Source organism: Porphyrobacter sp. AAP82, from assembly GCF_000331285.1.
Taxonomy (GTDB): domain Bacteria; phylum Pseudomonadota; class Alphaproteobacteria; order Sphingomonadales; family Sphingomonadaceae; genus Erythrobacter.
The window spans coordinates 83,063-109,903 of sequence record NZ_ANFX01000008.1; the positions used below are offsets into that span (position 1 = coordinate 83,063).

Below are 26,841 nucleotides of genomic sequence, written 5' to 3' on the forward strand. Positions count from 1 at the left end.
CCCGGGTATTTTTGACCCACACACCAACACATCACCGAAAGGAATCCGTGACATGAAGCTTTCATCCCTTCTCGCTCTGACCGCCGCGCCCTTCGCCCTGTTCGCGGCGAACCCCGCGCTGGCGCAGGACCCTGCCGGCACTGCCGAGCCTGCCGCGGCCGCGCCCAAGGGGCCGGCGCTGTGGAAGGTCGCCGATGCCGATACCACCATCTACCTGTTCGGCACGGTCCACGTGTTGCCCCAGGGCCTAGAGTGGTACGATGCCACGATCGCCAAGGCGCTCGACGGTTCGGACATTCTCGTGACCGAAATCCCGATGGACCCGGCGAGCGAGGCCGCGATGGCGCAAATGGCCCGGCAGAAGGGCGCGCTGCCGGCCGGCACCACCCTGCGCTCGCTCCTGAATGACGAGCAGAAGGCCACCTACACCGCGGCCCTCACCCAGCTTGGCGGCAAGATCGAAGCCGCGCAGCTTGCCCAGGTCCCGGCCGAAGCGCGCGCCCAGTACGAGGACGCCAAGGCCAAGGGTCTGGTCCCGGCTCCGGGCGAGATGCTGGCGGGCCAGTTCGACGGTCTCAAGCCCTGGATGGTGGGCCTCACCATGTCGATCCTGCCGCTCACCTTCGAAGGCTATGATCCCAATAGCGGCGTCGAGAAGGTGCTGCTCGGCAAGGTCGGCACCAAGGAGAAGGGCGCGCTCGAGACCGCCGAGTTCCAGCTCGGCATCTTCGATAGCATGCCGCAGGACGCGCAGGTCACCTTCCTGATCGAAGCCGCCAAGTCGATCGACGAAACCAAGCCGATGCTCGACCGCATGGTCGCCGAGTGGATCGAGGGCGATGCCGACCAGCTTGCCGCGGTGATGAACGAGAGCATGGACGATCCCAAGGTCGCCGATGCGCTGCTCTACGCCCGCAACCGCAACTGGGCCGAGTGGATCGACACCCGCCTCGACCAGCCCGGCACCGTGTTCATCGCGGTCGGCGCGGGCCACCTTGCCGGCGCCAAGAGCGTGCAGGACTACCTCGCCCAGAAGGGCATCAAGGTGAGCCGCGTCAAGTAATGGCAGGAACGCCAGGGGCGATGGGCTTGCGGTTCGCCGCGGGGATCATCGCCCCCCTCCTCCTCCTTCTGGCTGCCGGGTGCAGCGATACACCCGACATGCCCGCAGCCGACAGGGCCCCGCCCGCACCGCTGCTCTACGAAATCGCTTCGGCCGACGGGTCGGTGGAGGGCTGGATGGTCGGCACCATCCATGCCCTCCCCGCATTTGTCGAGTGGCGCACGCCAGCCCTCGCCAAGGCGGCGGACAGCGCCGATCTGCTGGTGGTGGAAGTCCGCGATCTGTCAGGCGGCGGCGCGGCGGCAGCGATCTATGCAGGGCTGGCGAAGAGCCCGGGCCTTCCCCCTCTCGACCAGCGTCTTCCGCCCGAACTTCGCCCGCAACTGGCCGCGCTGATGGCGCGCGGCGGCCTGGCCGCCAATGATCTTGCCGCTGACGAGACCTGGGCTGCGGCGCTTGCGCTTGCCCGGATCGATGCGCCCGGCGATCCTGCCAATGGCGTCGACCGCGCGCTGATCGCAGACTTTGCCGGGCGCCCGGTGCGCGAACTCGAAGGCTTTCGCGGCCAGCTGGCGATCTTCGACCGCCTGCCCGAAGACCAGCAGCGCGCCATGCTTGCTGCCGTGGTGCGCGAGAGCACATCGGCCGTGCGCGATCCCGAGCGCCTCCAGCGCGCCTGGATTGCCGGCGATGCGGCCATGATCGAAGCCTCGACCCGCCAGGGCATCCTTGCCGATCCTGCCCTGCGCGCAGCGCTGCTGACTGCGCGCAATCGCCGCTGGGCCGCCGCGCTCGGGCCCCTGCTTGCCGGGGACCCGCGCCCGCTCATCGCGGTCGGCACCGCGCATCTGGTCGGGTCCGATGGGCTCGCCGCCCTGCTTGAGGCGCAGGGCTACCGCCTGCGCCCGATCCCCTAAACGGGTTGCCTTTCGGGCAATCCCTCTCTAAGGGCCCGCGCTTCGGTGCTTCCGGTCATCCCTGGAGGCGGTGGCACCGTGTGACTGTATCCATCAAACACGCATTCGAAAGGCATCCGTATGAGCGAGACTCTTACCCTGCCGGCCGAAGCGCGCGAACGGGCTGGCAAGGGAGCCTCCCGAGCACTTCGCCGCGAAGGTCGGACCCCTGCTGTCATCTATGGCGGCAAGGAAGAACCCACCATGATCCACGTCGAGCAGAAGGAACTGGTGCGCCAGCTGGGCACCGGGCACTTCATGAACTCGATCGTCCTTATCGAGATCGGTGGCAAGACCGTCCGCACGCTCCCCAAGGATGTCGCCTTCCACCCGGTGACCGACCGTCCGACCCATGTCGATTTCCTGCGCTTGTCGGGTGACAGCAAGGTCGAAGTCTCGGTGCCGGTGGTGTTCGTCAACGAAGACGCCTCGCCCGGCCTGAAGAAGGGCGGCGTGCTCAACATCGTGCGCCACGAACTCGAACTGCTGTGCCCCAATGCCGACATCCCCGAGGAAATCGCGGTCGATGTCACCGGCAAGGAGATCGGCGATTCGATCCACATCAGCGACGTGGCCTTGCCCAAGGGCGTGACCAGCGTGATCACCGACCGCGATTTCACCATCGCCACCGTGATCGCCCCGTCGGGCCTCAAGAGCAGCGAAGGCGAAGCCGCTTCCGAGTAAGCGCGCTGCCTCTCATGGCTTTGCAGCCAAGGAAACTAGGGCGCCGGGCTTCCTTCGCGGGAAGTCCGGCGTTTCGTTTTATGCAAGGGGGCATTAGGGAAACGTCATGCAGATCTGGGTCGGCCTCGGAAATCCCGGACCGCGCTATGCGCTCCACCGGCACAATGTCGGCTTCATGGCCGTGGACGTGATCGCCGACATGCATGATTTCGGCCCCGTCCAGAAGAAGTTCGCCGGATTGGCGCAGGAAGGGCGGATCGGCGCGCACAAGGTGCTGTTGCTGAAGCCTGCCACCTTCATGAACGAAAGCGGCCGCGCCGTGGGCGAGGCGCTGCGTTTCTACAAGCTCGATCCGCAAGCGCTCACCGTTTTTCATGACGAGCTCGACCTTGCCCCCTTCAAGGTCAAGGTGAAGCAGGGCGGCGGCCATGCCGGTCACAACGGCCTGAGGTCGATCGACCAGCATCTGGGCCCCGATTTCCGTCGCATCCGCCTCGGCATCGGGCATCCGGGACACAAGGACCGGGTCAACGGCTACGTGCTCGGCAACTTCGCCAAGGCCGAGGAGGATGATCTTGCCGCGATGCTCGGCGCGATCGGTGCGGAGGCGGAATGGCTCGCCAAGGGCGATGACGTGCGCTTCATGAATGATGTGGCATTGAGGATGCAGGATTGATTCCGTGACAGACACGCGCGCCTATCTCGAGGTCAGCCCGCAGCAGGGCGCCGCGTTCTTCGGATCACCGGATAATGGCCCGGTGGTGATGCTCAACCTGCTGCGGTTCCGCGAGACGGCCGACTATGCCCACGCCCCCGATCGCGCTCCGCCAGCGCCGGTCAGCGGGCGCGAGGCCTATGAGCTGTATATGCGCGCGATGCTGCCCTTGCTGGAGGCGAGCGGCGGGGCTGTGTTGTTTTCAGGGTCTGCCGGCGCTTTCCTGATCGGCCCGGCCGGCGAAGGCTGGGACCATGTCCTGCTGGTGCGACAGGCGAGCAAGTCCAGCTTCCTCGCTTTCGCCAGCGATCCCGAAAGCCAGCGCATCGCCGCCCACCGCACTGCGGCGATCAGCGATTCACGGTTGCTGCCGATCCGCGCGGATTGAGCAGCATGAACCGCGTGCTCATCATCGGCCCGTGCGGTTCGGGCAAGAGCACGCTGGCCCGCGAACTCGCGCCGCGCATGGGCCTGCCCCTCGTCCACATGGACCAGCTCGGCTGGCAGGCGGGTTGGGTCGAGACCGAGAAGGCCGAACTGAACGCCCGCCTCGCCGAGGTGGTCGCGCAGGACCGCTGGCTGATCGAGGGCAATTACGGCAGCACCCTCGTCCCCCGCCTCGCCCGCGCCGACACCGTCATCTATCTCGATTTCCCGATCCGCCTGTGCCTGTGGCGGCTCGTCCGGCGCCTGCTCGCCTACCGCGGCCGGTCACGCCCCGACATGCCCGAGGGCTGTCCCGAACGCTTCGATGCGGGCTTCCTGTGGTATGTGCTGAACTGGAACGCGGGCCCCCGGGTGCGCACCGAGGCCAAGCTCAAGGGCTCCACCGGCAACCTCGTGCGGCTGAACGGCCCCGCCGCGCTTGCCGGATGGCGACAGGCACAGGGGCTTGGGCCTCAGTAATCGGCGTCGGGATATTCCCAGCGCCACGGCATGCCGGTCTCGCCCAGCAGCGCGTCGATCAGCCTGGGGAAGCGCCGCTCGGCCCGCACATCGTTCGCCATGACCACGACGCAGCGCTGCCCCGCCTCGAGGCAGACCATCATGTTGGCGGTCGAATCATTATGGCCGCCCTTGAACCAGCCCGGCCCCTGCGGCCCGGTGAAGGCGATCACCCCAAGGCCTGCGCGCATGGCGAAGCGCTCGGCCTCGGGCGCCTCGGGCTGGAGGCTCGGGAACTGCGAACGGGTGGTGATCGCCATGTGCCCCCGTGCGAATTCGGCGTGCATCGCCGGCGACAGGCCGAAGCCGCGCACCATCGCGGCGGCAAGCTGGGCCATGGCTTCAGGCGAGACATCCATCGAACCCGCCATCCGCACCCGGCTGCGCTCGTCATGCGGCGCGATCTCGCCGCTCCGGGTCCACCCGTCGGCAAGGTTCGCGGCAAACTCGGGGCGCCACATCAGGCCCACATCCGTAAGACCCAGCGGCGCGAACAGATCGGCAGCGACGCCCTCGCCCACGCTTGGCCCCCCATCGGCCTCGAAGGCGAACTGGAGCAGCATGATGCCCTCGCCCGAATAGCCGTAGCGGCTGCCGGGATCGAAATGGAAGCGCAGCTTGCCGCCCTCATCGAGGAACGCGAAGTTGGCAAAGCCGGTGGCGTGGCTCAGCACATGGCGCGCCGTGATGCGGCGCCATCTGTCATCGCCTGCAAGGTCGCCCCAATTGCCATAGGCGTCGAGGTTGCCGTAGTCCGGCAAGGGCCGGGCAAGCCGCACGGCCAGCGGCGCGTCGAGATCGATCCGGCCGCGCTCGGCCTGCATCGCGGTCCAGTATCCGAACACCGCCTTGGTGAGCGAGGCGCCGTACATGATGGTTTGCGGGGTCAGCGGCTCTGCGCTGGCGTTGCGGATCCCGAACGTCTGGACCGAGCGCACCTGCCCGGCATCGATCACCGCGATGGCGAGACCCTGCGCCCCGCTCGCCTCCATCGTCCCGCGGGCAAGCGCGGCGACGGTGTCAGGACCGGCCACGGGCGGGCTGTGGGCCGCCGCTGCGCTCGCCAGGGCACTCCATGCGAGCCCCGCCATCATGCCCGCGCGCTTCGCCATCCCGCTCTCCCGTCACCGCCATGGCTATCGCGACCCGCCCGGCATGTCCACCGCCCCGCCTCTAGCCATGCGCGCCCCTCCCCGCTAAGGGCGGCGCTTTCCAGCTAGCCAAGGCACTTTCATCATGGGTTTCCGTTGCGGGATCGTCGGCCTGCCCAACGTGGGCAAGTCCACTCTGTTCAATGCGCTGACCGAGACGCAGGCGGCGCAGGCGGCGAACTATCCCTTCTGCACCATCGAGCCCAATGTCGGGCAAGTCGCCGTTCCCGACGAACGCCTCCAGAAGATCGCGGCCATCGCCAAGAGCGCCAAGATCATCGAGACCCAGCTGGGCTTCGTCGACATCGCCGGGCTCGTGAAGGGCGCGAGCAAGGGCGAAGGGCTCGGCAACCAGTTCCTCGGCAACATCCGCGAGGTCGACGCTATCGTCCACGTCCTCAGGTGCTTCGAGGATGACGACATCCAGCACGTCGCCAACAAGGTCGATCCCATTGCCGACGCCGAGGTGGTCGAGACCGAGCTGATGCTCTCCGACCTCGAGAGCCTCGAGAAGCGCGTGCCGGCCGCCGCCAAGCGCGGGGCGGCGGGCGACAAGGAGGCCAAGGCGATGGCGAGCGTGCTCGGCCAGGCCTTGGAGCTGCTGCGCGAGGGCAAGCCCGCCCGCCTCACCGTCCCCAATGACGAGGAGGAAGCGCGCCTCTTCCGGCAGGCCCAGTTGCTCACCGCCAAGCCGGTCCTGTATGTCTGCAACGTCGCCGAAGAGGACGCCGCGACCGGCAACGACCTGTCCGCCAGGGTCTTCGCCAAGGCCGCCGCCGAGGGCGCCGAAGCCGTCGTCGTGTCCGCCGCGATCGAGGCCGAACTGGTCGCCATGCCCGAGGAGGACCGCGCCGAGTTCCTCGAAGCCCTCGGCCTTACCGAGAGCGGCCTTGCCCGGGTGATCCGCGCCGGGTTCAAGCTCCTCGGCCTCAAGACCTTCTTCACCTGCGGCCCGAAGGAGGCCCGCGCCTGGACCTTCCCCGATGGCGCCAAGGCCCCCCAGGCCGCCGGCGAGATCCACTCCGACTTCGAACGCGGCTTCATCCGTGCCGAGACCATCGCCTACGAGGACTACGTCACGCTCGGCGGGGAGGCAGGCGCCAAGGAAGCGGGCAAGCTCAGGCAGGAAGGCAAGGAGTACGTCGTGCAGGACGGCGACGTGCTGCTCTTCAAGTTCAACGTCTGAACCGGCGCCCCGGCAGGCCGCGGCGCGCGCCTGTAGGAGACACATGAGACACTGTCCTGGCGCGGAAAACCTCCGTTCCGGCAGCCCGCCAATCTGCCGATAATGATGCGCGATGTCAGGGCCTTGTCCATGCCGCCCTTGTACCCCTGCGGGCGGTCTGTAGGAAAGGGGCAACTGCGGCCCTTCGGAAGGGGCGCCTGCGTCTCGCCTTTGCAACGGGCGCGGGCTAAGGCGGGCGCCATGCGCAGGCTCATCCTCATCATCATCGCCCTCGTGTTCCTCCCCGCCGGCCTCGCCGCCAAGGAGGCCCCCCGCCCCGTCACCGTGCTGGTCGGGATCGACGGCTTCCGCGCCGATTATCTGGAACGCGGCCACACCCCCCGCCTCGCCGCGCTGGCAAGACAGGGCGCCGCCGGCCCGATGCGCCCGAGCTTTCCCACCAAGACCTTCCCCAACCACTTCGCGCTCGTCACCGGCTACCGCCCCGACCGCAACGGGATCGTCGGCAACTCCATGATCGACCCGCGCCGCCCGGGGGTAATGTTCGGTCTGGGCAACAACCCGCAGGCGCTTGATCCCTTCTGGTGGAGCGAGGCCGAGCCGCTCTGGATCACCGCCGAAAAGGCCGGCCTGCGCAGCGCGACGATGTTCTGGCCGGGCAGCGAGGTCGCCATCCAAGGCCGCCGCCCGTCCGATTGGCTGCGCTACGACCAGAACGTCTCCAACGTGCAGCGGGTCAACACCCTCATCGACTGGTTGCGCCGCCCCGCCGCGATCCGCCCGGCCTTCACCACGATCTATTTCGACACGGTCGACACCGCCGGCCACCGCTTCGGCCCCGACAGCGCGGAGGTCAACGCGGCGCTCGCCGAGGTGGACACCCGCATCGGCGAGCTGGTCGATGGGGCAGCGAAGATAGGGGTGAGGTTGAACCTTGTCATCGTCGCCGACCACGGGATGCGGGCTATCGACGAAAGCCGCAAGATCCAGCTTGAGGATTTCATCGACCCGGCAAGCTTCATCCTCGTCGAAGGCGGACCCTATGCCGCCATCGAGCCGGTCACCGGCACCGACGACCGCGTCGCCAGGGCGCTTCTGGTGCCGCACGAGCACATGACCTGCGCCCGCAAGGAAGACCTTCCCGCACGCCTGCACTGGGGCAGCAACCCGCGTGTCGCGGCGATCATCTGCATCGCCGAACCGGGCTGGGTGATCGGCGCGGGGACCCCGCCCTACCCGATCACCGGCGGCGCCCATGGCTACGACAATGCCGATCCGCAAATGCTGGCGCTGTTCGTGGCAAACGGCCCCGCCTTTGCACAAGGGGCGCGGCTGGAGGTGTTCGACAATGTCGCGGTCGCCGCCCTGCTGCGCGCGGTGCTCGGCCTGCCCGAGGATGCGGACGCCGACGGGAAGCTGGCGGATGTGCGGGCGGCGCTGCGGCGCTAATGCCGCCCGAACAGCTTTTCGACGTCCTCCATCGACAGCTTCACCCAGGTCGGCCGCCCGTGGTTGCACTGGCCTGACCTCGGCGTCGCTTCCATCTCGCGCAGCAGCGCGTTCATCTCCGCGACGCTCAGGGTGCGCCCGGCGCGCACCGAGCCGTGGCAGGCCATGGTGGCGAGCACCAGTTCGAGGCGTTCGGCGAGCAGCAGCGCGCCCGAATCCTCCTGGCGCCCATGCTTGGCGATGTCGTCGGCCAGATCGCGCAGCAGCGCGCTGCTATCGGCCTTGGGGAGCGCGGCGGGGAGCGCGCGCACCAGCATCGCGGCCGGGCCGAAGCGCTCGATGACGAGGCCGTAGCGGGCAAGGCCCGCGGCGGCGTCTTCGAGGCGGTCGCAATCGACTTCGTCCAGCTCGACCACGTCGGGGACCAGCAGGGCCTGGCTGCGGCGCATGTTCTCGTCCGCACCGGCGGCGCGCAGGCGTTCGAGGACGAGGCGTTCGTGGGCTGCGTGCTGGTCGACCAGCACGAGGCCATCGGCGGCCTCGGCGACGATATAGGTGCCCGCAACCTGCCCGCGGGCGATGCCGAGGGGGTAGGATTGCGCCTCGGCGGGGAGAGGCGCTGCGGGTTCTGCGCGGCCTTGGGGCATGGCAAAGGTCTGTGCCATCTCCCGCAACAAGAGCCCCTCCCCTTGAGGGGAGGGGTTGGGGAGGGGTGCTTCGGTCCATGCGGGATAGGGCAGCCCTCCCATCCCCGACCCTTCCCCCGAGGGGAAGGGAGGAGAAAGGGGCTCCGCCTGCCACCGTGCCATCGCCGCCCGGTCCGGCCCCTGCGCGCTGCGGCGGTCACCGCTCGCCAGCGCTTGCCTGAGGCCCGAGACGATGAACCCGCGCACCCCCGCGCTGTCGCGGAACCGCACCTCGGTCTTGGCCGGGTGGACATTCACGTCGACATCCTGCGGCGGCAAATCGAGAAACAGCGCGAGCACCGCGTGGCGATCACGCGCGAGCATGTCGGCATAGGCGCCGCGCACCGCGCCCACCAGCAGGCGGTCCTTCACCGGCCGCCCGTTGACGAAGAGATACTGGTGATCGGCGACACCGCGGTTCCAGGTGGGAAGCCCCGCCACGCCGGTCAGCCGCATCACGCCGTGGGGCGTGTCGCGCTCGATCGCGATTGCGACCGAATTGTCCTTGAGCTCGTGGGCGATGATCCGCGCGACGCGGGTTGCCAGCTCCTCGCCCGCTTGCAGGTTGAGGACGGTCCGCCTTGCCCCCTCCCCGAGCGTCTCGAGCGTGACCGCGATATCGGGCCGCGCCATGGCGAGGCGGCGCACCACATCGAGGCAGGCGGCATATTCGCTGCGGGCCGAACGCAGGAAATTGCGGCGCGCGGGCACCTTGGCGAACAGCTCCTCGACCCGCACGCGGGTGCCCGGCGGAAGCGCGGCGGGCTCATCGGCAATCGGCGCGCCGTGATCGACCACCCGCCGCCAGCCTTCCGCGGCGCCAGCCTCGCGGCTCTCGATGGTGAGGCGCGCGACGCTGGCGATGCTCGGCAGCGCCTCGCCGCGGAAGCCCAGCGTGGTGACGAGCTCGATCGCGCCGTCCGCGCCGATCAGCGAATCGGGGAGCTTGGAGGTCGCATGCCGCTCCAGCGCCAGCGCCATCGCCGCAGGGCCCATCCCGCAGCCGTCATCGGCCACCTCGATCCGCGCAAGGCCTCCTTCGGCCAGCACCACGCCGATTCGCCGCGCGCCAGCGTCGATCGCGTTCTCGACCAGCTCCTTCAGCGCCGCAGCCGGGCGCTCGACCACCTCGCCGGCGGCGATGCGGTTGACCAGATCGGTAGGGAGGCGGCGGATTTCCGGCATTTGCCGCAACGCTAGCGGCGAGCCGCCGCAATTTCGAGGGCAGCCGCGCCAAAATCACCGCGACGGTGGACAAATATTTTGGCCTTTTGCCCGCGGATTCGCTAGGCGCGCGCAGTCATGTCATAAACGGGTCCGCAACCTCCCGCCGCCGCATCCCCGACAGCGGTAGCGGATGAGGCCCGTCATTACCGGAAAACACACCCAACATGAGCTTCCTGTCCAATCTCTTCAAGTTCGGCTCGCAGAACATGGCGATCGATCTCGGCACCGCCAACACGCTGGTCTATGTCCAGGATCAGGGCATCGTCCTCAACGAACCCTCGGTGGTCGCGATCGAGACGATCAACGGCATCCGCCGCGTGAAGGCGGTCGGCGATGACGCGAAGATGATGATGGGCAAGACCCCTGACAGCATCGAGGCGATCCGCCCGCTGCGCGACGGCGTGATCGCCGACATCGAAGTGGCCGAACAGATGATCAAGCACTTCATCCAGAAGGTGCACGGTAAGAAGTCGATGTTCCGCTATCCCGAGATCGTGATCTGCGTCCCCTCGGGCTCCACCTCGGTTGAACGCCGCGCGATCCGCGATGCGGCCTCCAATGCGGGGGCTTCGGACGTCCAACTGATCCTCGAGCCGATGGCCGCTGCCATCGGCGCCGACATGCCGGTGACCGAACCGGTGGGCTCGATGGTGGTCGACATCGGCGGCGGCACCACCGAGGTCGCGGTGCTCAGCTTGCGCGGCCTTGCCTACACCACCTCGGTGCGCACCGGGGGCGACAAGATGGACGAGGCGATCGTCAGCTACGTCCGCCGCCACCACAACCTCCTGATCGGTGACGCCACCGCCGAGCGCATCAAGAAGGATTACGGCATCGCCATGATCCCCGAAGACGGCGTGGGCGAGACCCTCACCCTGAAGGGCCGTGACCTTGTCAACGGCGTGCCCAAGGAAATCACCATCAACCAGGCGCATGTCGCCGAGGCCTTGAGCGAACCGATCGGCGCGATCGTCGAAGGCGTGCGCATCGCGCTTGAAAACACCGCACCCGAACTCGCCGCCGATATCGTCGATCAGGGCATCGTCCTTACCGGCGGCGGCGCGCTGATCCGCCGTCTCGACGAGCACCTGCGCGAGGAAACGGGCCTGCCCGTCTCGGTCGCCGAGGATCCGCTGACCTGCGTCGCCATCGGCACCGGCCGGGCGATGGAGGATCCGGTCTATCGCGGCGTGCTGATGACCGCGTGATTCGCGCATCGGTAAGCCGGCTCCGGCAGCAGAAGGGAATCTAAAGCCATGGCGCCCCCCTCTTCGCGCCGCGCCGGCTTCTCGAAGAAAGCGCAACTCTCGCTGTTCACCGGCTACCTGCTGGCCGCAGCGGGAGCCGTGGTGGGTGCAGCGCTGCTCGCCCTGTCGCTGTGGCAGCCGTCCGCCTTTGCCCCCTTGCGCGGACTGGCCGGCGATGTCGTCACCCCGGTTGGAAGCGGCACGGCAGCGGCGCGCGCGGGCTCGCAAGGGCTGTTCGCCGGGCTGATCGGCTATTTCAACGCCGGCACCCAGAACGCCGAATTGCGCCGCGAGAACGCAATCGCGCGCATCCGCCTTGCCGAGGCCGAAGCGGTCAAGGCCGAGAACGCCCGCCTCAAGGGCCTGCTCGGCCTGCGTGACGGGGAGAGCAAGCCGGTCGCCACCGCGCGGCTGGTCGGATCGACCGCCACCAGCGGGCGGCGCCACGCCTATCTCGGCGCGGGCTCGGCGAGCGGGGTTGCGCCCGGCATGCCGGTGCTGTCCGAACGCGGCGTGATCGGCCGGGTGCTCGAAACCGGGCGCTTCTCCTCGCGCGTGCTGCTGCTCACCGACAGTGAAAGCGTGTTGCCGGTGCGCCGCGCCAAGGACAACGTCATCGCCTTTGCCGAAGGGCGCGGCGATGGCCTCTTGCGCATCCGCCTCGTCAACCTCGGGGTCAATCCATTGAAGGTCGGCGACATGATGGTGACGAGCGGCGCGGGCGGCTACTACCGCCCCGGGGTCGCGGTTGCGATCATCGCCAAGATCACGCCCGACGGCGGCATCGCCCGGCTTGTGGCGGAACCGGCGGCGACCAATTTCGTATCGGTGCTGCCGATCCACGAGGCCGCCGCGATTGCCGAGCTCGATGCCCCGCCAGGCGCTGACGCCCCGGCTGCGGCCCCGTCTGCTGCTGCGCCTGCGCCCCGGCCTTCTGCGGCGCCAACGCCAGCGGCACCCGACGGCGGCGCGGGCGCGGAGGAGTGATGGAGCGGCTCGACCCTCGTGCCCGTTCGGACATCTATGGCCCGCGCATCAACCGCGCGCCGGCCCCGTGGCGGGTGCGCAGCGTGCCCTATGCCTCGATCATGCTCGCTTCGGCCCTGCCGGTGCTGCTGATCGCCGACACCATGCCGCTTGCCCCCTCCTTCGGCTTTCTGATGCTGCTCGCGTGGCGGATGGTGCGGCCCGGCCTGCTGCCCCTGTGGGCCGGCGCACCGCTCGGGGCCTTCGACGACCTGTTCAGCGGCCAGCCTTTCGGCAGCGCGATCTTGCTGTGGTCGCTCGCCATGATCGCAATCGAGGCGATCGAGGCGCGCTTTCCCTGGCGCGGGTTCTGGCAGGACTGGTTCACCGCAGGGGTGATCGCGGTGGTCTACTGGCTGGCAAGCCTTGTCGTCTCGGGCGCGAGCCTGACGCCCGAGATGCTGCTCGTCGCCGCCCCGCAGGCGCTGCTGGGCGTGCTGCTCTATCCGGTCATCGCCCGCGCCGCCGCCGGGCTCGACCGCTTCCGCCTGTCACGCGCGCGGACGATCGACTGATGAAGATCCCCTTCCTCCAGCGCGGTCCCCACAAGCCTGCGCGGATGATCAGCGCCTCGCTCCTGCGTTCCTCGTTTGAACGGCGCGCGGTGCTGATCGGCGCGGTACAGGGCGGCGTGGGCGTGCTGCTGGCCCTGCGGCTGGGCTATCTCTCGGTCGCGGAGAACGAGAAATACCGCACGGAATCCGAAAGTAACCGCGTAAACCTCACGCTCATTCCGCCGCGCCGGGGCTGGATTCTCGACCGTGACGGCGCGCCGCTCGCTTCCAACCGTGCCGATTTCCGCGTCGATCTCATCCCCGAACGCCTGGTCGATGCCGAGGGGACGATCGACCGGCTCGGAGCATTGCTCAGCCTCGAGCCGGCGCGGATTGCCGACATCAAGGACAAGGTCTCGGCCGCGCGCGGCTTCCAGCCTGTCGAGGTGGCGAGCGGGCTTCGCTACGAGGACTTCGCGGCGATCAGCGTGCGCCTGCCCGAATTCCCCGGCGTCGTCCCGCAGCGCGGCTTCTCGCGGTTCTACCCGACCGCATCGAGCGTCGGCCATCTGATCGGCTATGTCGGCCCTGCATCGGCCGAGGAATACGAGAAAGATCCCAACCCCCTGCTCATCACACCCGGTTACAAGATCGGCAAGGACGGGCTTGAAAAGCAGTTCGAAATGAACCTGCGCGGCGTCCCCGGTGCGCGCCGGGTCGAGGTCACCGCAGGCGGCCGGATCGTGCGCGATCTCGAAACCCGCGAGGATGTGCAGGGGCAGCCGGTCAAGCTCACCATCGACGGCCCCTTGCAGGATTATGCGGCGCGCCGCATCGGCCTCGAAAGCGGCTCGGTGGTGGTGATGGACTGCCGCACCGGCGACCTGCTCTGCATGGCATCGATGCCGAGCTTCGATCCCAACTCCTTTTCCGACGGGATCGGCGGGGTCGAATATGCGATGCTGCGCGACGATGAACGCGTGCCGCTGCGCAACAAGGTCCTGAAAGGGCTCTATCCTCCCGGCTCGACGGTCAAGCCGATGGTCTCGATGGCGCTGATGCAGGCCGGGATCGACCCCGAAGAGACCGTCAGCTGCGGCGGGGGGCTGCGCGTCGGCAACCGTGTGTTCGGCTGCTGGAACCGCCGCGGTCACGGCTCGGTCAACATGGCCAAGGCGATCTACCAGAGCTGCGACGTCTATTTCTACGCGATGGCCCAGCGCATCGGGATGCAGCCGATCGCCGACATGGCGCGCCGCTGCGGGATGGGGCAGGAATTCCCCCTGCCCGTGGTCAGCCAGTTCTTCGGCACCGTGCCCGATCCGGCGTGGAAGATGAAGAAATGGGGCCGCGAGTGGCAGACCTTCGATACGGTCAACGCCACGATCGGCCAGGGCTATATGCTCGCAAACCCGATCCAGCTTGCGGTGATGGCGTCGCGGATCGCAACCGGGCACCACGTGATGCCCCGTCTGACGCTCGACACCACGCCCAAGGGCTTCAACGACATCGATTTCCCGCTGGAGCAGGTCCAGTATGTGAGGCAGGCGATGAGCGACGTCGTCAACGGTCCGGGCACCGCCGGCCGCGCGCGCCTGCCCATCCCCGATGTGCTGATCGCCGGCAAGACGGGGACCGCGCAGGTCGTCTCGCTGTCGATCTCGAACGGCAAGTCGGGTCCGTGGAAATATCGCGACCACGGGTTGTTCATCTTCTTCGCCCCCTATGACAAGCCGCGCTACGCCGGTGCGGTGGTGATCGAGCATGGCGGCGGGTCGGGCGCGGCCTATCCGATCGCGCGCGATGTGATGACCTATCTGTTCGACCCCGCCAAGGGGCTGGAGGCGCTCGCCGCGCTCGAGGCCGGGTGGGGCGGCACGGCGCAGCAACGGCTCGAGGCGCGTTATGCCGCCTATGCGGCCGAGCGCGGGGCCGGCGTCAGCCGCCCGCCGCGCCGCGACGAGGAAATCTTCGACCGGGTCGAGGCCGAAGCCCGCCGCGCCGCCACCCAGACCGATGCGATCGCGGGCGAGGTGATCGCCCCGCGGCCCGAGGCCAACCCCTCGGGCACCCCGCCGGGCGGCGCCGCCCCGCCTGCGCAGGCGCCCGCTGACTCGCCTGCGCCCGCGCCCACCGCAACCCCCGCGCCACCCGCAGAGACCGCCACATGAGCACCATCGTCCAGCGCTCCGGGATCATCCCCGAACCGATCGCCCGCCAGCCCTGGGAGATGCTGATCCCGCTGGTGCTGCTGACCTCGTTCGGCGGTCTGGTGCTCTATTCAGCAGGCGGCGGCGCGATGGAGCCCTTTGCGCTGTCGCACTTCATCCGCTTCGGGGTGTTCGCGGTGATGACCGCGATCATCGCCTCGCTCCCGCGCGATGCGGTGCGGGTGCTCACCTACCCCGCCTATCTGATCGTGCTGCTGCTGCTGCTGGCGGTCGAGATCGTCGGCCAGGTCGGCGGGGGGAGTCAGCGCTGGCTCGAATTCGGTCCGATCCGCATCCAGCCTTCCGAGCTGATGAAGCCCGCGGTGGTGCTGGCGATGGCGCGCTTCTACGAGACGCTGCCTGCGGGCATGATCGGATCGTGGCGTTCGGTGCTGCCGGCGGGCATGCTGATCGTGCTGCCGATCGGGCTGGTGCTGCTCCAGCCCGACCTTGGCACCTCGGTCGCGATTGCCTTCGGGGGCGTGGTGGTGATGTTCCTCGCTGGCCTTCCCATGTGGTGGTTCCTGTCGGCGATGGGGGCCGGGATCGCCGCGCTGCCGCTCGTCTATTTTTTCGCGCTCCACGATTACCAGCGCGCGCGGGTCACCACCTTCCTCGATCCCGAAAGCGATCCGCTGGGCGCAGGCTATCACATCGCGCAATCAAAGATTGCAATAGGTTCTGGCGGTATCTTCGGAAAAGGCTTCAACAACGGCACCCAGAGCCACCTCGATTACCTGCCCGAACCGCACACCGATTTCGTGTTTGCCACCATGGCCGAGGAATGGGGGCTGATGGGCGGTCTGTTCGTGCTCGCCATGTATGCGCTGATCCTCAAGTGGGGCTGGAAGGTCGCCAACCAGAGCCACGACCGGTTCTGCTCGCTGCTGGCCGCGGGCGCCACCGCGACGATCTTCTTCTACATCGCGATCAACCTGCTGATGGTGATGGGCATGGCGCCGGCCAAGGGCATCCCGCTGCCGTGGATGAGCCACGGGGGATCCTCGATGATGACCAACATGATCTGCATCGGCCTGCTGATGATGGTCAACCGCTGGAACCGCGAAGCCCCGCGCCGCGGCCTCACGGTCTGATTTGCCGCGCGTGCGAAAAGGGTCTTGCCATCAGGGAGAGACCGGCTAAATGCAGCGCCTCACGCGAATCGGGACGCGGCTTCGGCCCCCGTTCGCGGGGTTTCCGGCATGATCGGAACGGACGCATAGCTCAGTTGGTAGAGCAGCTGACTCTTAATCAGCGGGTCCTAGGTTCGAGCCCTAGTGCGTCCACCACCCCCTTGAATTGTCGCGATTGTTACTCTGCCCCGAGGCAGCGGTCGAGCGCGTCGTGGAAGTGCTGGACGCGGCATTCCTCGTCGCTCAGCCACACCCTATCGAACCCCGCCGAGGCCATCCCCTGCTGCACCCGCCCGAGCAGCGAGATGTCCTCGTCGATCGTCACCGTCATGGTCTTGGCCCCTGCGAGGATGTCCTCATGGGTGAAGCTGTCGCGTTCCGGGCGCCGGTAATCGGCCGGGCGCGGGCCGTTCAAACGGAAGTGGGTGCCGATCCGCTCGCCCTCTTCGTCCCCCGCTTCGCTGCCGGGCGTTCCGTGGAAGCGCACCAGCGTGATCATGTCGAGCATCGAGCGGCCCGGATCCGCTGCATCCGGGCGCGAGCGCATCAGCCAGGCGCTTTCGGGCGTGACCGAGAGGATGACGTTGGGAAACAGGTTGAACTGCCAGACATCGGTGAGCTGCGCGTCGGTGAAATCCGCATAGGCCAGCCCCTGCTCGGCCGCGAGCGCGCGCTTGGCGCGTTGCAGCGCCGGCCTGATCTCGCCCACCCGCCCCCGAAACGCGGCGGGATCGAGGCCGAAAGCCTCGAGCTGCATGGCCTGCATGTCGCTGGGCACATCGGGCACGGGGAAGCCCGAATCCGTCACACCGCCCTCGACGAACACCGCCGTGTGCCCGTGATCATAGAGCCCGATCGGCGCGGTGGTGCACTCGAACATCCGGCGGTGGATCGGGTGAAGGAAGGGCACGTGGTAGAGCTCGGCGAAGTTGTCGATGATCGCCTTCCAGTTGCACAGGTGCGAGACGCTCTGGTCGCCCGTCACGTCCATCAGATCGAGCCGGTAGGTGCCGATCGCTGCGGCCAGTGGGGCGAGGAATTCGGCGAGAGTGAGCGGCCCCGGCGTCAGGCGAATGAACACGAGGCCCAGCGCCTCGCCCACCTCGACCGGGCGGAGCGACAGCTCTTCGCGCGGCACGCCGTTGGAGAAGCGCCCCGCCCCCGGCACACTCTCCAGCGCGCCGTCGAGCCCGTAGACCCAGGCGTGGTAGGGGCAGACGAACTTGCGCAGCACGCCTGCCGCCGCTGTGACCAGGCGCGTGCCGCGATGGGTGCAGGCATTATGCATGGCCCGCAGGGCGCCATCGGCGCCGCGGGCGACGATCACGCTCAGCTTGCCGATATCGAAGGTGATGAATTGGCCGGGCTCGCGCACATCGGCGGCAACCCCGGCCACCAGCCAGCTGGTCGCCCACAGCTGCTCGGCTTCACGCTCCATCCAACCGGGCGAGACGTAGCGTTCCTTGGTGAAGTTGCGGATCGCGATGGGTGAGCGATCCGGTGTGTGGGCCTGCGCGAAAGTGGTTGCCATCCGTGCCTCCTCCTGCCGCCGCTCATGGGTAGGATCGGGCGCCCGGGCGCGGAACTGGTTAAACTCACATGCCATGGGGAGAGGGCGAGGCTGCGGGACGGCATTTTCCCTCGGTGAAACCCTGCGTAAACCACCCCGCGTGAGGGGGGATTTAACCCCCTTGCTGTAATCCGCGCGGGTGCTCCGCTCTATCGCCCTTTATTGCCTTGGCTTGCTCGCGCTCGTGATGCTCGGCGCAGCGCCCGTGCGTGCGCAGCAGGGGACCTTGCGTTCGGCGCTTGCGGGCTGGTCAGCCGCGCCCGTCGAGCCTGCCGCGCGCGAGGCACCGCGCACGCCCGCCAGGCGCGAGGTGGTGGCCGCGATCCGCAAGGCATCGCAGCGCACCGGGGTCGATTTCGGCTATCTGCTCGCCCAGGCGCATCTCGAATCCGGGCTGAACCCGGATGCCAAGGCCCGCTCGTCCAGCGCGCGGGGCCTTTACCAGTTCATCGAGAGCACCTGGATCGCGAGCTACCAGCGCAATGGCGCGCGCTATGGCCTGCGGGACGGCGCCTCCGCCGCGCCCGCCCCGGCCTCGCGCGCCGCCCTGCTTGCGCTGCGCAGCGACCCTTCGGCGGCCGCGGTGCTGGCGGCGGCCGATGCGCTCGACAATGCCGCGGTGCTGAAACCGGTGCTCGGCCGCGCGCCGGGCCCTACCGAGCTCTACCTCGCCCACTTCCTCGGCTCGAGCGGCGCGGCGCGGTTCCTGACCGTCTGGCAGCGTTCGCCCGGAACCAGTGCCGCCGCACTCTTCCCGCGCGAGGCGAAGGCCAACCGCGCGATTTTCTTCGCAGCCGGCGGCGCGCCGCGCTCGCTGGCCGAGGTGCTGAGCACGGTTGACGCAAAGGTCAGGGGCGGATTTGCAGCAACGGCAGATCTGCACGATCTGGGCGCTGCCAATGACACGGTGGAAGGTAATCTTTCCGCGTTTTTTGATGCGGATGGATCATCTTCTTCAAGAAATCTCGAGAAACAATCGGCAATCGTCGCGCGGTCGATTGCAGGCCCGGGCAAGGGTGTCGCTGAAGTGGCGAATGGCGCCGCTCGCGCTGCGCAAGCCGCGCCCTGCCCCAGCACTCCACAGTTCGCACGTGTGACAGAGAATATCACACTGAATCAGAGCTATGAGCGCTATATCTCGCACAGGGTCTCAGAAGTCGGCGGTCACCCTGACGGGACTGCGGGCGGGGTGGCATCGCCAATCCGATATTCGCCCGCCACACCTTGCGATCACATCGTAATGTGCTATATGCAACCCATGAGCACATCGATCATCACACGTGTCCGCGAGCTTGTGGACAGCGGGAAGATGACTCGCGCCGGGCTTGCCCGTGCTGCCGGTCTCCATGCCAACACCCTGCGCGATGCGGCGGAGCCTGACTGGAATCCCACGGCCGAGACCCTGCAAAAGATAGAAATGTTTCTTGATTTCAACGATTCCCGGCCCATTCTTGCGACAATTGATGAAATCATCGACGAAGCGCGCAATGGCCGCATGTATATTCTCGTCGATGACGAGGACCGCGAGAACGAGGGCGATCTCATCATTCCCGCGCAGATGGCCACCCCTCAGGCGATCAACTTCATGGCCACCCATGGCCGCGGGCTGATCTGCCTCGCGCTCACCAAGGAACGCGTCGACCACCTGGGCCTCACCCCGATGAGCCGCAACAACAAGGAATCGATGCAGACCGCCTTCACCATCTCGATCGAGGCGAAGGAAGGCGTGACCACCGGCATTTCGGCCGCCGACCGCGCGCGCACCATCTCGGTCGCGATCGACGCAGCCAAGGGCGCCGACGATCTGGTCACCCCCGGGCACGTCTTCCCGCTGGTGGCGCGCGATGGCGGTACGCTGGTGCGCGCGGGGCATACCGAGGCGGCGGTCGATATCTCGCGCCTCGCCGGCCTCAACCCGAGCGGCGTTATCTGCGAGATCATGAACGAGGACGGGACCATGGCCCGGCTCGATGATCTCATCACCTTCGCGCGGCGCCACGACATGAAGATCGGCACGATCCGCGACCTCATCGCCTATCGGATGCGCAACGACCATCTGGTCGAGCGCCTGTCCGAGCGCGCCTTCACCTCGGACTACGGCGGCCAGTGGCGGATGATCACCTATCGTGACCGGGTGGCGGGCGCGGAGGCCTATGTGCTCCAGAAAGGCCACGTCATCCCGGGCGAGGCCACCCTCGCCCGCGTCCACCCGATCTCGGTGTTCGATGACGTGCTGGGGGCACCCGGCCCCCGCAAGCGCACGCTCCAGCGCGCGATGCAGGCCGTGGGTGAACATGGCTCGGGCGTGATCGTGATCCTGACCGGGCGGGTCGGCACCGGCGCATGGGATGCCAGCGAAGAGCTGCGCAACATCGGCATCGGCTCGCAGATCCTCGTCGATCTCGGCGTGTCGGAAATGGTGCTGCTGTCGAACAGCCGCCCCGATCTGGTCGCGCTCGAAGGCTATGGCCTGACCATCACCGACTTCCATCCCATTCCGGAGTAACCCCCATGGCCGATATCCTCATCGTCGAAGCGCGCTTCTATGCTCACCTCAACGACATGCTGATCGCAGGCGCCCGCGCCGCGCTCGAAGCCAAGGGGCACAAGGTCGAGGTGCTGACCGTTCCCGGCGCGCTCGAGATTCCGGGCGCCATCGCGCTTGCTGCCGAGGCCGACCGCTATGACGCCTTTGTCGCCATCGGCGTGGTGATCCGCGGCGAGACCTACCATTTCGAGATCGTCGCCGGCGAAAGCGCGCGCGCGCTCATGGCGCTGACGATGGACGGGATCGCGATCGGCAATGGCATCCTGACGGTCGAGAACGAGGCCCAGGCGCTCGTGCGCGCCGACCCCGCGCAGAAGGACAAGGGCGGCGAGGCGGCCAAGGCGGCGCTCGCGCTGCTCGCCTTGCAGGACCGCTTCGGTTGAGATTTGCGCAGCCCCGCGTCCCGCTCCGGGGCGAGGGCCGCGCTACGTAGTTTCCCTCTGTAGATTTCCATAGGGCATTAACGCGATATCACACCCGTCCCGGCGGCCGCGCACGAAGCGTGCGGGCACCGCGGACACGGGTTGCGCTTGCTTGGGATCTGACTGTGGAAAACCTCACTTCGACCGTGCCGGGCGATGCCCGCCTGCCTGCCGTCATCGCCGCACTCGAACGCGAGCTTGCCGTGCTTGACGAGATGGGCGCGCATATCGCCGGCGCCTATCTCGATGCGGCCATCGATCACCTGCGCCGCGGCCAGGCGCAGCGCTGATAAAGCGCCGCAGCTCTTGTTTTCCCTAGGGAAAATACCGCACTGCGTATTCGTCCGTAAAGCCAACCAGATCGGATGATCTTACATCGGGTTCCGTAGGCATTCCCCTGCGGACGCGAGTCCCGGGCCCCGGAAGGCGGATGGATGGGCGAGATGAGGCACGATACCGGCCAGATGATCGCGGGCGCGCATGTCAGCCCGGGTGCAGGGCACGCCTTGAGCGATGCCGCGCTGCTGTTCCACCCCCTCGCCGACGAGTTGATCGCCATCGCTGCAAGGCTGCGCGAAGCGGCCGAAGGGGGCGCTGCGGATGCGCACTTCGCCGATCCTGCCACGGGCGAGGTGGTGGCCATTGGCCGCCCTGCCCGCCCGGCACGCAGTCACCTCGCGCTTGCCCGCAAAGCCTATGCCCTGCGGCGCAAGCGCGCGGTGCTGTTCGGCAATCCCGACCTCTTCGGCGAGCCCGCCTGGGACATCCTGCTCGACCTCTACATTGCCGCAGGCGAAGGCAAGCCGGTATCGGTGTCGAGCGCGTGTATCGGCTCGGCCGCGCCGGCCACCACGGGCTTGCGCTGGCTGGGCGTTCTCGCGGAGGAAGGCCTCGTGGTGCGCGAAGCCGATGCCGAGAATCACCGCCGCGTGCTCGTCAGGCTGACGCCTTCGGGGCAGGCGGCGATGGACCGGTTCTTCGAGGCTGCCTGTTAGGCGCGCGCGCCGAAGCAGGCGCGGCCTGCAAAGCCGGCGCTGTCGCCCAGTTCCTCCTCGATGCGGATCAGCTGGTTGTACTTGGCAAGCCGGTCGCTGCGGGCGAGCGAGCCGGTCTTGATCTGCCCGCAATTGGTGGCAACCGCCAGATCGGCGATGGTCGAATCCTCGGTCTCGCCCGAACGGTGGCTCATCACGCAGGTGTAGCGCGCGCGGTGCGCCATATCGACCGCCGCGAGCGTTTCGGTCAGCGTGCCGATCTGGTTGACCTTGACCAGCAGCGAATTGGCAAGGCCGCGGGCGATCCCGTCCGACAGGCGTGCCGGGTTGGTAACGAAGAGGTCATCGCCCACCAGCTGCACCTTGTCGCCCAGCAGCTGCGTGAGCGCCGCCCAGCCCTCGAAATCGTCCTCGCTCATGCCGTCCTCGATCGAACGGATGGGGTAATCGGCGCACAGCTTGCCGAGGTAATCGGCCATCTCGGCGGGCGCGAGGCTGAGGCCTTCGCCGCTGATCTCGTAGCGGCCTTCGCGGAAGAACTCGGTCGCGGCGCAGTCCAGCGCCAGCACGATATCCTCGCCGGGCTTGAAGCCCGCCTTGCTGACCGATTCCATGATGAAATCGAGCGCCGCGCGCGTGCTCGCAAGGTCGGGGGCAAAGCCGCCTTCATCGCCCACGCTGGTGGCAAGGCCCTTCTGGTGGAGGCCCTTTTTGAGGGTGTGGAACACCTCGGCGCCCCAGCGCACCGCCTCGGCAATGCTGTCCGCGCCGACCGGCATGATCATGAATTCCTGGATGTCGATCGGGTTGTCGGCATGTTCGCCGCCGTTGATGATGTTCATCATCGGCACGGGCAGCATATGCGCCGACACGCCTCCGAGGTAGGAATAGAGCGGCAGCCCGCGCGCGTTGGCCGCGGCCTTGGCGACGGCGAGCGAGGTGCCAAGGATCGCGTTCGCCCCGAGGCGCGACTTGTTGGGCGTATCATCCAACGCGATCAGCGAGAGGTCGATATCGCGCTGGTCCTCGGTATCGAAATTGGCGATCAGGAGGTCGCGGATCTCCGAATTGACCGCCTCGACGGCCTTAAGCACCCCCTTGCCGAGATAGCGCCCGGCATCGCCGTCACGCAGTTCCACCGCTTCGTGGGCACCGGTCGACGCGCCCGAGGGAACGGCGGCCCGGCCGAAGCTGCCATCCTCCAGCAGCACGTCGACCTCGACGGTCGGATTGCCGCGGCTGTCGAGGATTTCGCGCCCGTGGATGTCGATGATCGCGGTCATGTTTGGCTCCGGCTGTAATGTGGTTTAGGGTGTTAAGACATTCGGCCCCTATGATATTGGGCAAGAGGATGGATCGGGCATGATTCTGGCTTGATGCGACCTTGTGACGAGCCGCTCGCGCGCTGTCCCTATGCGTGAGGAAGGCCTTGCGCAAGCGGCTGCACGAGAGCACCCGATCGCCCGGAAACGCAATGGAGACCTTCTATGGCAGACACCAACCCGACCGACACCGCCCCCGCGAAGAAGACCCCGGCCAAGTCCGCCAAGGGCGGCGTGACCAAGTCCGAAGGGCCGGCCAAGGCTGCCTCGCGCAAGACGGCGGCAACCGCCAGGGCAGCCGACGCCGCGCCGGCCGAGGCAGCGCCTGCATCGACGCAGGTCATCGAGGCCAAGAGCCGCTTCAATGCCGCGCTCGAAGAAGCCAAGGCCGGCGCCGCAGCCCTGCGCGCCGAGGCCGAGACGCGCCTCTCGGCCGTCAGCGGCCAGGCCAGCGCCAAGGGCACGGATTTTGTCGCCGAAGCCAGGGGCAAGGCCGGCGAGCTTGCGGTCGAAGGCAAGCAGGCCGCGAGCGACGCCATCGCCTCGCTCGGCAAGGTGGTGGGCGACAGCGCGCCCCAGATCGACGAGCGCCTCGGCGAGCAATATGGCGACTATGCCCGCAAGGCTGCGCGAACCTTGCAGGAAACCTCGGCCAGGCTCGAATCCAAGAGCGTCGAGGAATTGGGCGAGGACGCGCGCGAAATGGTGCGCAAGAGCCCGGGCGTTGCGGTCGGCGTTGCCGCGGTGGTCGGCTTCTTCCTGGCGCGGCTGCTGGGCAGCAGGCGCCGCTGACGGCGGCGGGGAGGCTGGCCCATGGCTGATATCGACCCCGGCCTCGCACGGCCGCAGGATGGCGCTCCCCCCGAGGCCGAGCGCGCGCCCGCGCCCTCGCCCACCGCACCCGAAGCACCCGATGCGGGCCTTTCGGCGCTGCGCGAGGATGTGACCGCGCTGGTCGAGGACGCGCGCAATTATGCCGAGGCTGAAATCGCCTTCCAGAAGACCCGCGCGGCGCTCGCCGGCAAGCACGGCGCACGCGCGCTCATGCTGCTGGTGCTGGCGCTGGTGCTGCTCAACCTCGCGCTGATCGCGCTGGCGGTGGGCGCGGTCATTGCGCTCGCCCCGCTGGTGACGATCTGGGGGGCGATCGCGATCGTCGTCGGCGTGCTGCTGCTGGGGGTGGTGCTGCTGGTGATGGCGGCAGCGAGGGACGGCAAGATGATCGGGGCGATGTTCGGCGGGGGAGAGGGATCATGACCCGCCTCACCGACCGCTTCATCGCGGACCGTGCCCTGCGCGACACCGCCCGCCGGGTCCTCAACAATGATATCGAACGCCTGCGCGGCGCGCTTGCCGAACAGGGGATCGCGAGCCGGGTGTCGTCGGGCGTCACCGCGACCATCTCGGACCGGATCCGCTCCGGCGCGCGCGATGTGCTCGCCGAGGCGCGCGTGCAGGCCGGGACACGCAAGGGGCTGCTCGCCGGGATCATTGCGGCCATCGTGCTGTTCCTCGCCCGCGGGCCGATCCTCGACTGGATCGAGGAACTGCTCGAAAGCGATTTTGACGAAGAAGACGATCCGACCATGCCGGATGGCCCCGCAGAGCCTTTCGAAGGAGACCCCGCATGACCGATACCCCCGCCCCGGAACAACGCGACTCCCAGCGCGATGCGCTGCGTGCCCGCATCGAGGCGGCCGAGCGCCGCAATGCCGAAAAGAACCTCGCCGAGCAGGCCCTCGCCGCCGCAGATGCGGCGATCGACTACACCCGCGCCAATCCGCTGACCGTGGTCGGCGGGGCGGTCGCGTTCGGGTTGGTGATCGGCCTTCTCACCCGCCCCGGCCGCCGCGTGGCAGGCCGCGCGCTGCATTCGGCCGGCGATGCGCTGTCCGGCGCGGCCACCGGCGCCACGTCGGGCGTCAAGTCGGTCGCGGCGCGCGGCGGATCGCGGCTCGGCCAGATGATCGGCGAGGCGGCAGTCGCCTACGCGATGACGATGATCGACGAGGTGCTCGACGCCGCGCGCGAGGGCAAGGAACGCGCCGGGGATCTGGGCGAGGCGGCCGGCGCGCAGGCCAAGAAGCTGTCCGCCGGCGCCGCCGATGCGGCAGGCTCGGCAGCGGACAGCACCCGCACCCTTGCCCGCCGCACGCGCGATGCCGCGCTCGAGGTGGTGCGCGATATCCGGCGTCAGACCAAAGGCTGATCCGCGCGCGCAGTGGAGGCTTGCCCTTGGCGTCAAGCGCGCTAGAGCCGCGCGCATCCTTCCTCTCCAAGGGCGCACGACCATGGCAGAAACCACCCCCACCCAGCGGCTCCACCTCGTGATGGGCGGCCGCGTCAAGGATCCGCGCGGGATCGAATTCCAGGACCCGGAAAGCCTCCACGTCGTCGGTGTCTTCAGCTCCTATGACGCCGCGGTCGACGCGTGGCGCACGCAGGCCCAGCGCACCGTCGATGATGCCGAGATGAAATACGTCGTGGTGCACATCCACAAGCTGCTGACGCCCGAGGACTGAGGCGGTGATCCGGCCCTTCCGCGCGGAAGATGCCGGGGCCGTTGCCGCTCTGACGCTGGCGGCGATCCGCTCCCTGGGCGCGCGCGCCTATTCGCCCGTGCAGGTGGCCGCATGGGCCGCCCGCCATCAGGGGCCCGAACCCTTCCTGGCGCGCGCAGCCAAGGGGGACAGCATACTTGTTGCCGTCGACGCGCAGGACCTACCCCTAGCCTATGTGCTGACCGAGGCGGACGGGCACGTCGACATGCTCTACTGCCACCCGGATCACAGCGGGAATGGCGTGGCTGGCTTGCTGCTGCGCATAGCCGAAGCGGAAGCGCGCGACACGGGAAGCACGTGCTTGTACACCGAGGCCAGCGAGCTGGCCCGCCCGGTTTTCGCGCGCGCAGGCTACCGCCTGCTCGGCCGGCGCGACTTCACGATCCCCCACGAGGGCCGTGCGATTGCGATCCACAATTACGCGATGGAAAAGCGCTTCGCCTGAGCCGCGCCCTTAGCGCAGCGCCGCGACCGCTGCCGCGACACCGACCGCCAGCAGCGCGACCACGGCCTTGGTCCGGCGGTTCGAGAGCCGGCCCTGCCACAGCTCTTCATCGAGCCACCATCTGCCCTTGCCGTCGGTCCTGAGCACATCGGCGCCCTTCAACCGTTCGAAGGCGCGCTGGCGGCTCGGGCGTGCGGGGGCATAGGGGATCGCATCGGCCATGCTGACCGCGCGTTTCTGGATGAAGTGGGCCGCAACCTTGCGTTCGGCGAGCGGCCTTACCGGAGGTATCGCCATGACCGCCCCCCTTGATCCGCGTTAGATGAACTCGATCTTGTCGACGAGGTAAAACTTCTCGCCCGAGGGCACGGTGACCTCGATCTCGTCACCCACGATCTTGCCGATCAGCGCGCGCGCAAGCGGCGAGTTGTAGCTGATGCGGCCCTTGTTGGCATCGGCCTCGGTCTGGCCGACGATCTGGTAGCGCACCGGCTTGTCGTTCTCGTCGAGCAGGGTGACGGTCGCGCCGAAGATGATCTTGTCGCCCGACAGCGTGGTGGGATCGATGATCTGCGCGCGGCTGACCTTGTCTTCCAGTTCGGCAATCTGCGCCTCGACCTGGCCCTGGCGTTCCTTGGCGGCGTGATATTCGGCGTTTTCCGAAAGGTCGCCATGGGCGCGCGCTTCCTCGATCGCCTCGACGATCTTCGGGCGTTCCTCGCGCAGGACCTTGAGGTCGGCGGTCAGCCGCTCGTAACCCTCGGCCAGCATCGGGACCTTTTCCATCGTCGCCATAGCTCTTCGTC

29 protein-coding genes, 1 tRNA gene and 1 pseudogene are annotated in these 26,841 nt (G+C 68.0%); 25 read left to right on the forward strand and 6 right to left on the reverse strand.

All coding sequences use genetic code 11. The features are described from left to right. Positions 1-52 precede the first annotated feature (52 nt). From D620_RS0101265 to D620_RS0101290, 6 genes are all read left to right on the forward strand, one after another. Positions 53-1,063 (forward strand): TraB/GumN family protein, encoded by a 1,011-nt coding sequence (locus tag D620_RS0101265; protein WP_017663967.1) that lies wholly within the window; start codon positions 53-55, stop codon positions 1,061-1,063. After that, positions 1,063-1,980: a TraB/GumN family protein gene (locus tag D620_RS0101270; protein WP_155799924.1), complete on the forward strand. Its 918-nt coding sequence runs from the start codon at positions 1,063-1,065 to the stop codon at positions 1,978-1,980. Before D620_RS0101265 ends, D620_RS0101270 begins: the two co-directional genes overlap by 1 nt. A 120-nt stretch (positions 1,981-2,100) precedes the next feature. Further along, positions 2,101-2,703, forward strand: a complete 603-nt coding sequence (locus D620_RS0101275) for a 50S ribosomal protein L25/general stress protein Ctc (RefSeq protein WP_026091864.1) — start codon at positions 2,101-2,103, stop codon at positions 2,701-2,703. A 106-nt stretch (positions 2,704-2,809) separates the two neighbouring features. Next, complete coding sequence (gene pth, locus D620_RS0101280) at positions 2,810-3,379, forward strand: aminoacyl-tRNA hydrolase (RefSeq protein WP_017663970.1); 570 nt, start codon at positions 2,810-2,812, stop codon at positions 3,377-3,379. 4 nt (positions 3,380-3,383) lie between these two features. Beyond that, positions 3,384-3,806, forward strand: a complete 423-nt coding sequence (locus D620_RS0101285) for a DUF1330 domain-containing protein (RefSeq protein ID WP_017663971.1) — start codon at positions 3,384-3,386, stop codon at positions 3,804-3,806. A 5-nt stretch (positions 3,807-3,811) separates the two neighbouring features. Continuing rightward, positions 3,812-4,324 (forward strand): AAA family ATPase, encoded by a 513-nt coding sequence (locus D620_RS0101290; RefSeq protein WP_017663972.1) that lies wholly within the window; start codon positions 3,812-3,814, stop codon positions 4,322-4,324. Here D620_RS0101290 and D620_RS0101295 read toward each other — a convergent pair. Further along, a complete protein-coding gene (locus D620_RS0101295) occupies positions 4,318-5,475 on the reverse strand; it encodes a serine hydrolase domain-containing protein (protein WP_017663973.1) in 1,158 nt (385 codons plus the stop codon). The genes D620_RS0101290 and D620_RS0101295 overlap by 7 nt on opposite strands. A 124-nt stretch (positions 5,476-5,599) precedes the next feature. On the opposite strand from D620_RS0101295, the gene ychF reads away from it, so the two are divergent. After that, the gene (gene ychF, locus D620_RS0101300; protein ID WP_017663974.1) at positions 5,600-6,700 is read left to right on the forward strand and encodes a redox-regulated ATPase YchF; all 1,101 of its coding nucleotides are present in this window, start codon (positions 5,600-5,602) and stop codon (positions 6,698-6,700) included. A 240-nt stretch (positions 6,701-6,940) separates the two neighbouring features. Beyond that, a complete protein-coding gene (locus D620_RS0101305; protein WP_017663975.1) occupies positions 6,941-8,149 on the forward strand; it encodes a nucleotide pyrophosphatase/phosphodiesterase family protein in 1,209 nt (402 codons plus the stop codon). Here D620_RS0101305 and mutL read toward each other — a convergent pair. Beyond that, entirely contained in the window at positions 8,146-10,020 is a 1,875-nt protein-coding gene (gene mutL / locus D620_RS0101310) for a DNA mismatch repair endonuclease MutL (RefSeq protein ID WP_017663976.1), read from the reverse strand. The genes D620_RS0101305 and mutL overlap by 4 nt on opposite strands. Before the next feature lie 206 nt (positions 10,021-10,226). Here mutL and D620_RS0101315 point away from each other — a divergent pair, with 206 nt between their 5' ends. The 6 genes from D620_RS0101315 to D620_RS0101340 all read left to right on the forward strand — a co-directional run bounded on the left by D620_RS0101315 (position 10,227) and on the right by D620_RS0101340 (position 16,328). After that, entirely contained in the window at positions 10,227-11,270 is a 1,044-nt protein-coding gene (locus D620_RS0101315) for a rod shape-determining protein (protein WP_017663977.1), read from the forward strand. A 48-nt stretch (positions 11,271-11,318) separates the two neighbouring features. After that, positions 11,319-12,296, forward strand: a complete 978-nt coding sequence (gene mreC, locus D620_RS14390; protein WP_017663978.1) for a rod shape-determining protein MreC — start codon at positions 11,319-11,321, stop codon at positions 12,294-12,296. Further along, positions 12,296-12,850 carry a rod shape-determining protein MreD gene (gene mreD, locus D620_RS0101325; RefSeq protein WP_017663979.1) on the forward strand — a complete coding sequence of 185 codons (555 nt, stop codon included), beginning with the start codon at positions 12,296-12,298 and terminating at the stop codon, positions 12,848-12,850. The genes mreC and mreD overlap by 1 nt, the downstream gene beginning before the upstream one ends. After that, on the forward strand, positions 12,850-15,000 hold the full coding sequence (gene mrdA, locus D620_RS0101330; RefSeq protein ID WP_017663980.1) for a penicillin-binding protein 2: 2,151 nt from the start codon (positions 12,850-12,852) through the stop codon (positions 14,998-15,000). The genes mreD and mrdA overlap by 1 nt, the downstream gene beginning before the upstream one ends. Beyond that, positions 14,997-16,133: a rod shape-determining protein RodA gene (gene rodA / locus D620_RS0101335; protein ID WP_017663981.1), complete on the forward strand. Its 1,137-nt coding sequence runs from the start codon at positions 14,997-14,999 to the stop codon at positions 16,131-16,133. Before mrdA ends, rodA begins: the two co-directional genes overlap by 4 nt. Before the next feature lie 119 nt (positions 16,134-16,252). Next, positions 16,253-16,328: transfer RNA gene (locus D620_RS0101340), tRNA-Lys, on the forward strand. A gap of 22 nt (positions 16,329-16,350) precedes the next feature. Here D620_RS0101340 and D620_RS0101345 read toward each other — a convergent pair. Continuing rightward, on the reverse strand, positions 16,351-17,703 hold the full coding sequence (locus D620_RS0101345; RefSeq protein ID WP_017663982.1) for an aromatic ring-hydroxylating oxygenase subunit alpha: 1,353 nt from the start codon (positions 17,701-17,703) through the stop codon (positions 16,351-16,353). Between the two features lie 226 nt (positions 17,704-17,929). Here D620_RS0101345 and D620_RS16710 point away from each other — a divergent pair. From D620_RS16710 to D620_RS15605, 5 genes and pseudogenes are all read left to right on the forward strand, one after another. Beyond that, a pseudogene (locus D620_RS16710) lies at positions 17,930-18,205 on the forward strand (transglycosylase SLT domain-containing protein); the annotation flags it as partial. A gap of 795 nt (positions 18,206-19,000) precedes the next feature. After that, positions 19,001-20,248 carry a 3,4-dihydroxy-2-butanone-4-phosphate synthase gene (gene ribB, locus D620_RS16715; protein WP_026091867.1) on the forward strand — a complete coding sequence of 416 codons (1,248 nt, stop codon included), beginning with the start codon at positions 19,001-19,003 and terminating at the stop codon, positions 20,246-20,248. 5 nt (positions 20,249-20,253) lie between these two features. Continuing rightward, positions 20,254-20,673 (forward strand): 6,7-dimethyl-8-ribityllumazine synthase, encoded by a 420-nt coding sequence (gene ribH, locus D620_RS0101355; RefSeq protein ID WP_017663984.1) that lies wholly within the window; start codon positions 20,254-20,256, stop codon positions 20,671-20,673. A gap of 164 nt (positions 20,674-20,837) precedes the next feature. Continuing rightward, complete coding sequence (locus tag D620_RS16165) at positions 20,838-21,002, forward strand: hypothetical protein (RefSeq protein ID WP_017663985.1); 165 nt, start codon at positions 20,838-20,840, stop codon at positions 21,000-21,002. A 144-nt stretch (positions 21,003-21,146) separates the two neighbouring features. Further along, complete coding sequence (locus D620_RS15605; protein WP_017663986.1) at positions 21,147-21,707, forward strand: winged helix DNA-binding protein; 561 nt, start codon at positions 21,147-21,149, stop codon at positions 21,705-21,707. On the opposite strand, the gene eno is transcribed toward D620_RS15605, so the two are convergent. Further along, on the reverse strand, positions 21,704-22,990 hold the full coding sequence (eno, locus tag D620_RS0101370) for a phosphopyruvate hydratase (RefSeq protein ID WP_017663987.1): 1,287 nt from the start codon (positions 22,988-22,990) through the stop codon (positions 21,704-21,706). The genes D620_RS15605 and eno overlap by 4 nt on opposite strands. Positions 22,991-23,194: 204 nt before the next feature. On the opposite strand from eno, the gene D620_RS0101375 reads away from it, so the two are divergent. From D620_RS0101375 to D620_RS0101400, 6 genes are all read left to right on the forward strand, one after another. Continuing rightward, positions 23,195-23,821 carry a hypothetical protein gene (locus D620_RS0101375; protein WP_017663988.1) on the forward strand — a complete coding sequence of 209 codons (627 nt, stop codon included), beginning with the start codon at positions 23,195-23,197 and terminating at the stop codon, positions 23,819-23,821. 21 nt (positions 23,822-23,842) lie between these two features. Then, positions 23,843-24,286: a hypothetical protein gene (locus D620_RS0101380; protein WP_017663989.1), complete on the forward strand. Its 444-nt coding sequence runs from the start codon at positions 23,843-23,845 to the stop codon at positions 24,284-24,286. After that, positions 24,283-24,660 carry a hypothetical protein gene (locus tag D620_RS0101385; protein ID WP_017663990.1) on the forward strand — a complete coding sequence of 126 codons (378 nt, stop codon included), beginning with the start codon at positions 24,283-24,285 and terminating at the stop codon, positions 24,658-24,660. The genes D620_RS0101380 and D620_RS0101385 overlap by 4 nt, the downstream gene beginning before the upstream one ends. After that, a complete protein-coding gene (locus D620_RS15610; RefSeq protein ID WP_017663991.1) occupies positions 24,657-25,238 on the forward strand; it encodes a hypothetical protein in 582 nt (193 codons plus the stop codon). The genes D620_RS0101385 and D620_RS15610 overlap by 4 nt, the downstream gene beginning before the upstream one ends. An 82-nt stretch (positions 25,239-25,320) precedes the next feature. Then, the gene (locus D620_RS0101395; protein ID WP_017663992.1) at positions 25,321-25,551 is read left to right on the forward strand and encodes a DUF4170 domain-containing protein; all 231 of its coding nucleotides are present in this window, start codon (positions 25,321-25,323) and stop codon (positions 25,549-25,551) included. A gap of 4 nt (positions 25,552-25,555) precedes the next feature. Next, on the forward strand, positions 25,556-26,035 hold the full coding sequence (locus D620_RS0101400; RefSeq protein ID WP_017663993.1) for a GNAT family N-acetyltransferase: 480 nt from the start codon (positions 25,556-25,558) through the stop codon (positions 26,033-26,035). Between the two features lie 9 nt (positions 26,036-26,044). On the opposite strand, the gene D620_RS0101405 is transcribed toward D620_RS0101400, so the two are convergent. Together D620_RS0101405 and greA are read right to left on the reverse strand one after the other, a co-directional pair. Further along, on the reverse strand, positions 26,045-26,332 hold the full coding sequence (locus D620_RS0101405; protein WP_017663994.1) for a hypothetical protein: 288 nt from the start codon (positions 26,330-26,332) through the stop codon (positions 26,045-26,047). A gap of 21 nt (positions 26,333-26,353) precedes the next feature. After that, entirely contained in the window at positions 26,354-26,830 is a 477-nt protein-coding gene (gene greA / locus D620_RS0101410; RefSeq protein ID WP_017663995.1) for a transcription elongation factor GreA, read from the reverse strand. Positions 26,831-26,841 lie beyond the last annotated feature (11 nt).

Excerpts from the sequence above, each read along its gene's own strand:
- pth (WP_017663970.1), top strand. The coding sequence starts at position 2,810 with ATGCAGATCTGGGTCGGCCTCGGAAATCCCGGACCGCGCTATGCGCTC.
- mreD (WP_017663979.1), top strand. The coding sequence starts at position 12,296 with ATGGAGCGGCTCGACCCTCGTGCCCGTTCGGACATCTATGGCCCGCGC.
- D620_RS0101395 (WP_017663992.1), top strand. The coding sequence starts at position 25,321 with ATGGCAGAAACCACCCCCACCCAGCGGCTCCACCTCGTGATGGGCGGC.
- D620_RS0101295 (WP_017663973.1), bottom strand. The coding sequence starts at position 5,475 with ATGGCGAAGCGCGCGGGCATGATGGCGGGGCTCGCATGGAGTGCCCTG.
- mreC (WP_017663978.1), top strand. The coding sequence starts at position 11,319 with ATGGCGCCCCCCTCTTCGCGCCGCGCCGGCTTCTCGAAGAAAGCGCAA.
- rodA (WP_017663981.1), top strand. The coding sequence starts at position 14,997 with ATGAGCACCATCGTCCAGCGCTCCGGGATCATCCCCGAACCGATCGCC.
- mrdA (WP_017663980.1), top strand. The coding sequence starts at position 12,850 with ATGAAGATCCCCTTCCTCCAGCGCGGTCCCCACAAGCCTGCGCGGATG.
- D620_RS15605 (WP_017663986.1), top strand. The coding sequence starts at position 21,147 with ATGGGCGAGATGAGGCACGATACCGGCCAGATGATCGCGGGCGCGCAT.
- D620_RS0101345 (WP_017663982.1), bottom strand. The coding sequence starts at position 17,703 with ATGGCAACCACTTTCGCGCAGGCCCACACACCGGATCGCTCACCCATC.
- ychF (WP_017663974.1), top strand. The coding sequence starts at position 5,600 with ATGGGTTTCCGTTGCGGGATCGTCGGCCTGCCCAACGTGGGCAAGTCC.
- D620_RS0101385 (WP_017663990.1), top strand. The coding sequence starts at position 24,283 with ATGACCCGCCTCACCGACCGCTTCATCGCGGACCGTGCCCTGCGCGAC.
- ribB (WP_026091867.1), top strand. The coding sequence starts at position 19,001 with ATGAGCACATCGATCATCACACGTGTCCGCGAGCTTGTGGACAGCGGG.
- D620_RS0101305 (WP_017663975.1), top strand. The coding sequence starts at position 6,941 with ATGCGCAGGCTCATCCTCATCATCATCGCCCTCGTGTTCCTCCCCGCC.
- D620_RS0101265 (WP_017663967.1), top strand. The coding sequence starts at position 53 with ATGAAGCTTTCATCCCTTCTCGCTCTGACCGCCGCGCCCTTCGCCCTG.
- D620_RS15610 (WP_017663991.1), top strand. The coding sequence starts at position 24,657 with ATGACCGATACCCCCGCCCCGGAACAACGCGACTCCCAGCGCGATGCG.
- D620_RS0101405 (WP_017663994.1), bottom strand. The coding sequence starts at position 26,332 with ATGGCGATACCTCCGGTAAGGCCGCTCGCCGAACGCAAGGTTGCGGCC.
- ribH (WP_017663984.1), top strand. The coding sequence starts at position 20,254 with ATGGCCGATATCCTCATCGTCGAAGCGCGCTTCTATGCTCACCTCAAC.
- D620_RS0101270 (WP_155799924.1), top strand. The coding sequence starts at position 1,063 with ATGGCAGGAACGCCAGGGGCGATGGGCTTGCGGTTCGCCGCGGGGATC.
- eno (WP_017663987.1), bottom strand. The coding sequence starts at position 22,990 with ATGACCGCGATCATCGACATCCACGGGCGCGAAATCCTCGACAGCCGC.
- D620_RS0101275 (WP_026091864.1), top strand. The coding sequence starts at position 2,101 with ATGAGCGAGACTCTTACCCTGCCGGCCGAAGCGCGCGAACGGGCTGGC.
- D620_RS0101315 (WP_017663977.1), top strand. The coding sequence starts at position 10,227 with ATGAGCTTCCTGTCCAATCTCTTCAAGTTCGGCTCGCAGAACATGGCG.
- greA (WP_017663995.1), bottom strand. The coding sequence starts at position 26,830 with ATGGCGACGATGGAAAAGGTCCCGATGCTGGCCGAGGGTTACGAGCGG.
- mutL (WP_017663976.1), bottom strand. The coding sequence starts at position 10,020 with ATGCCGGAAATCCGCCGCCTCCCTACCGATCTGGTCAACCGCATCGCC.
- D620_RS0101375 (WP_017663988.1), top strand. The coding sequence starts at position 23,195 with ATGGCAGACACCAACCCGACCGACACCGCCCCCGCGAAGAAGACCCCG.
- D620_RS0101380 (WP_017663989.1), top strand. The coding sequence starts at position 23,843 with ATGGCTGATATCGACCCCGGCCTCGCACGGCCGCAGGATGGCGCTCCC.
- D620_RS0101290 (WP_017663972.1), top strand. The coding sequence starts at position 3,812 with ATGAACCGCGTGCTCATCATCGGCCCGTGCGGTTCGGGCAAGAGCACG.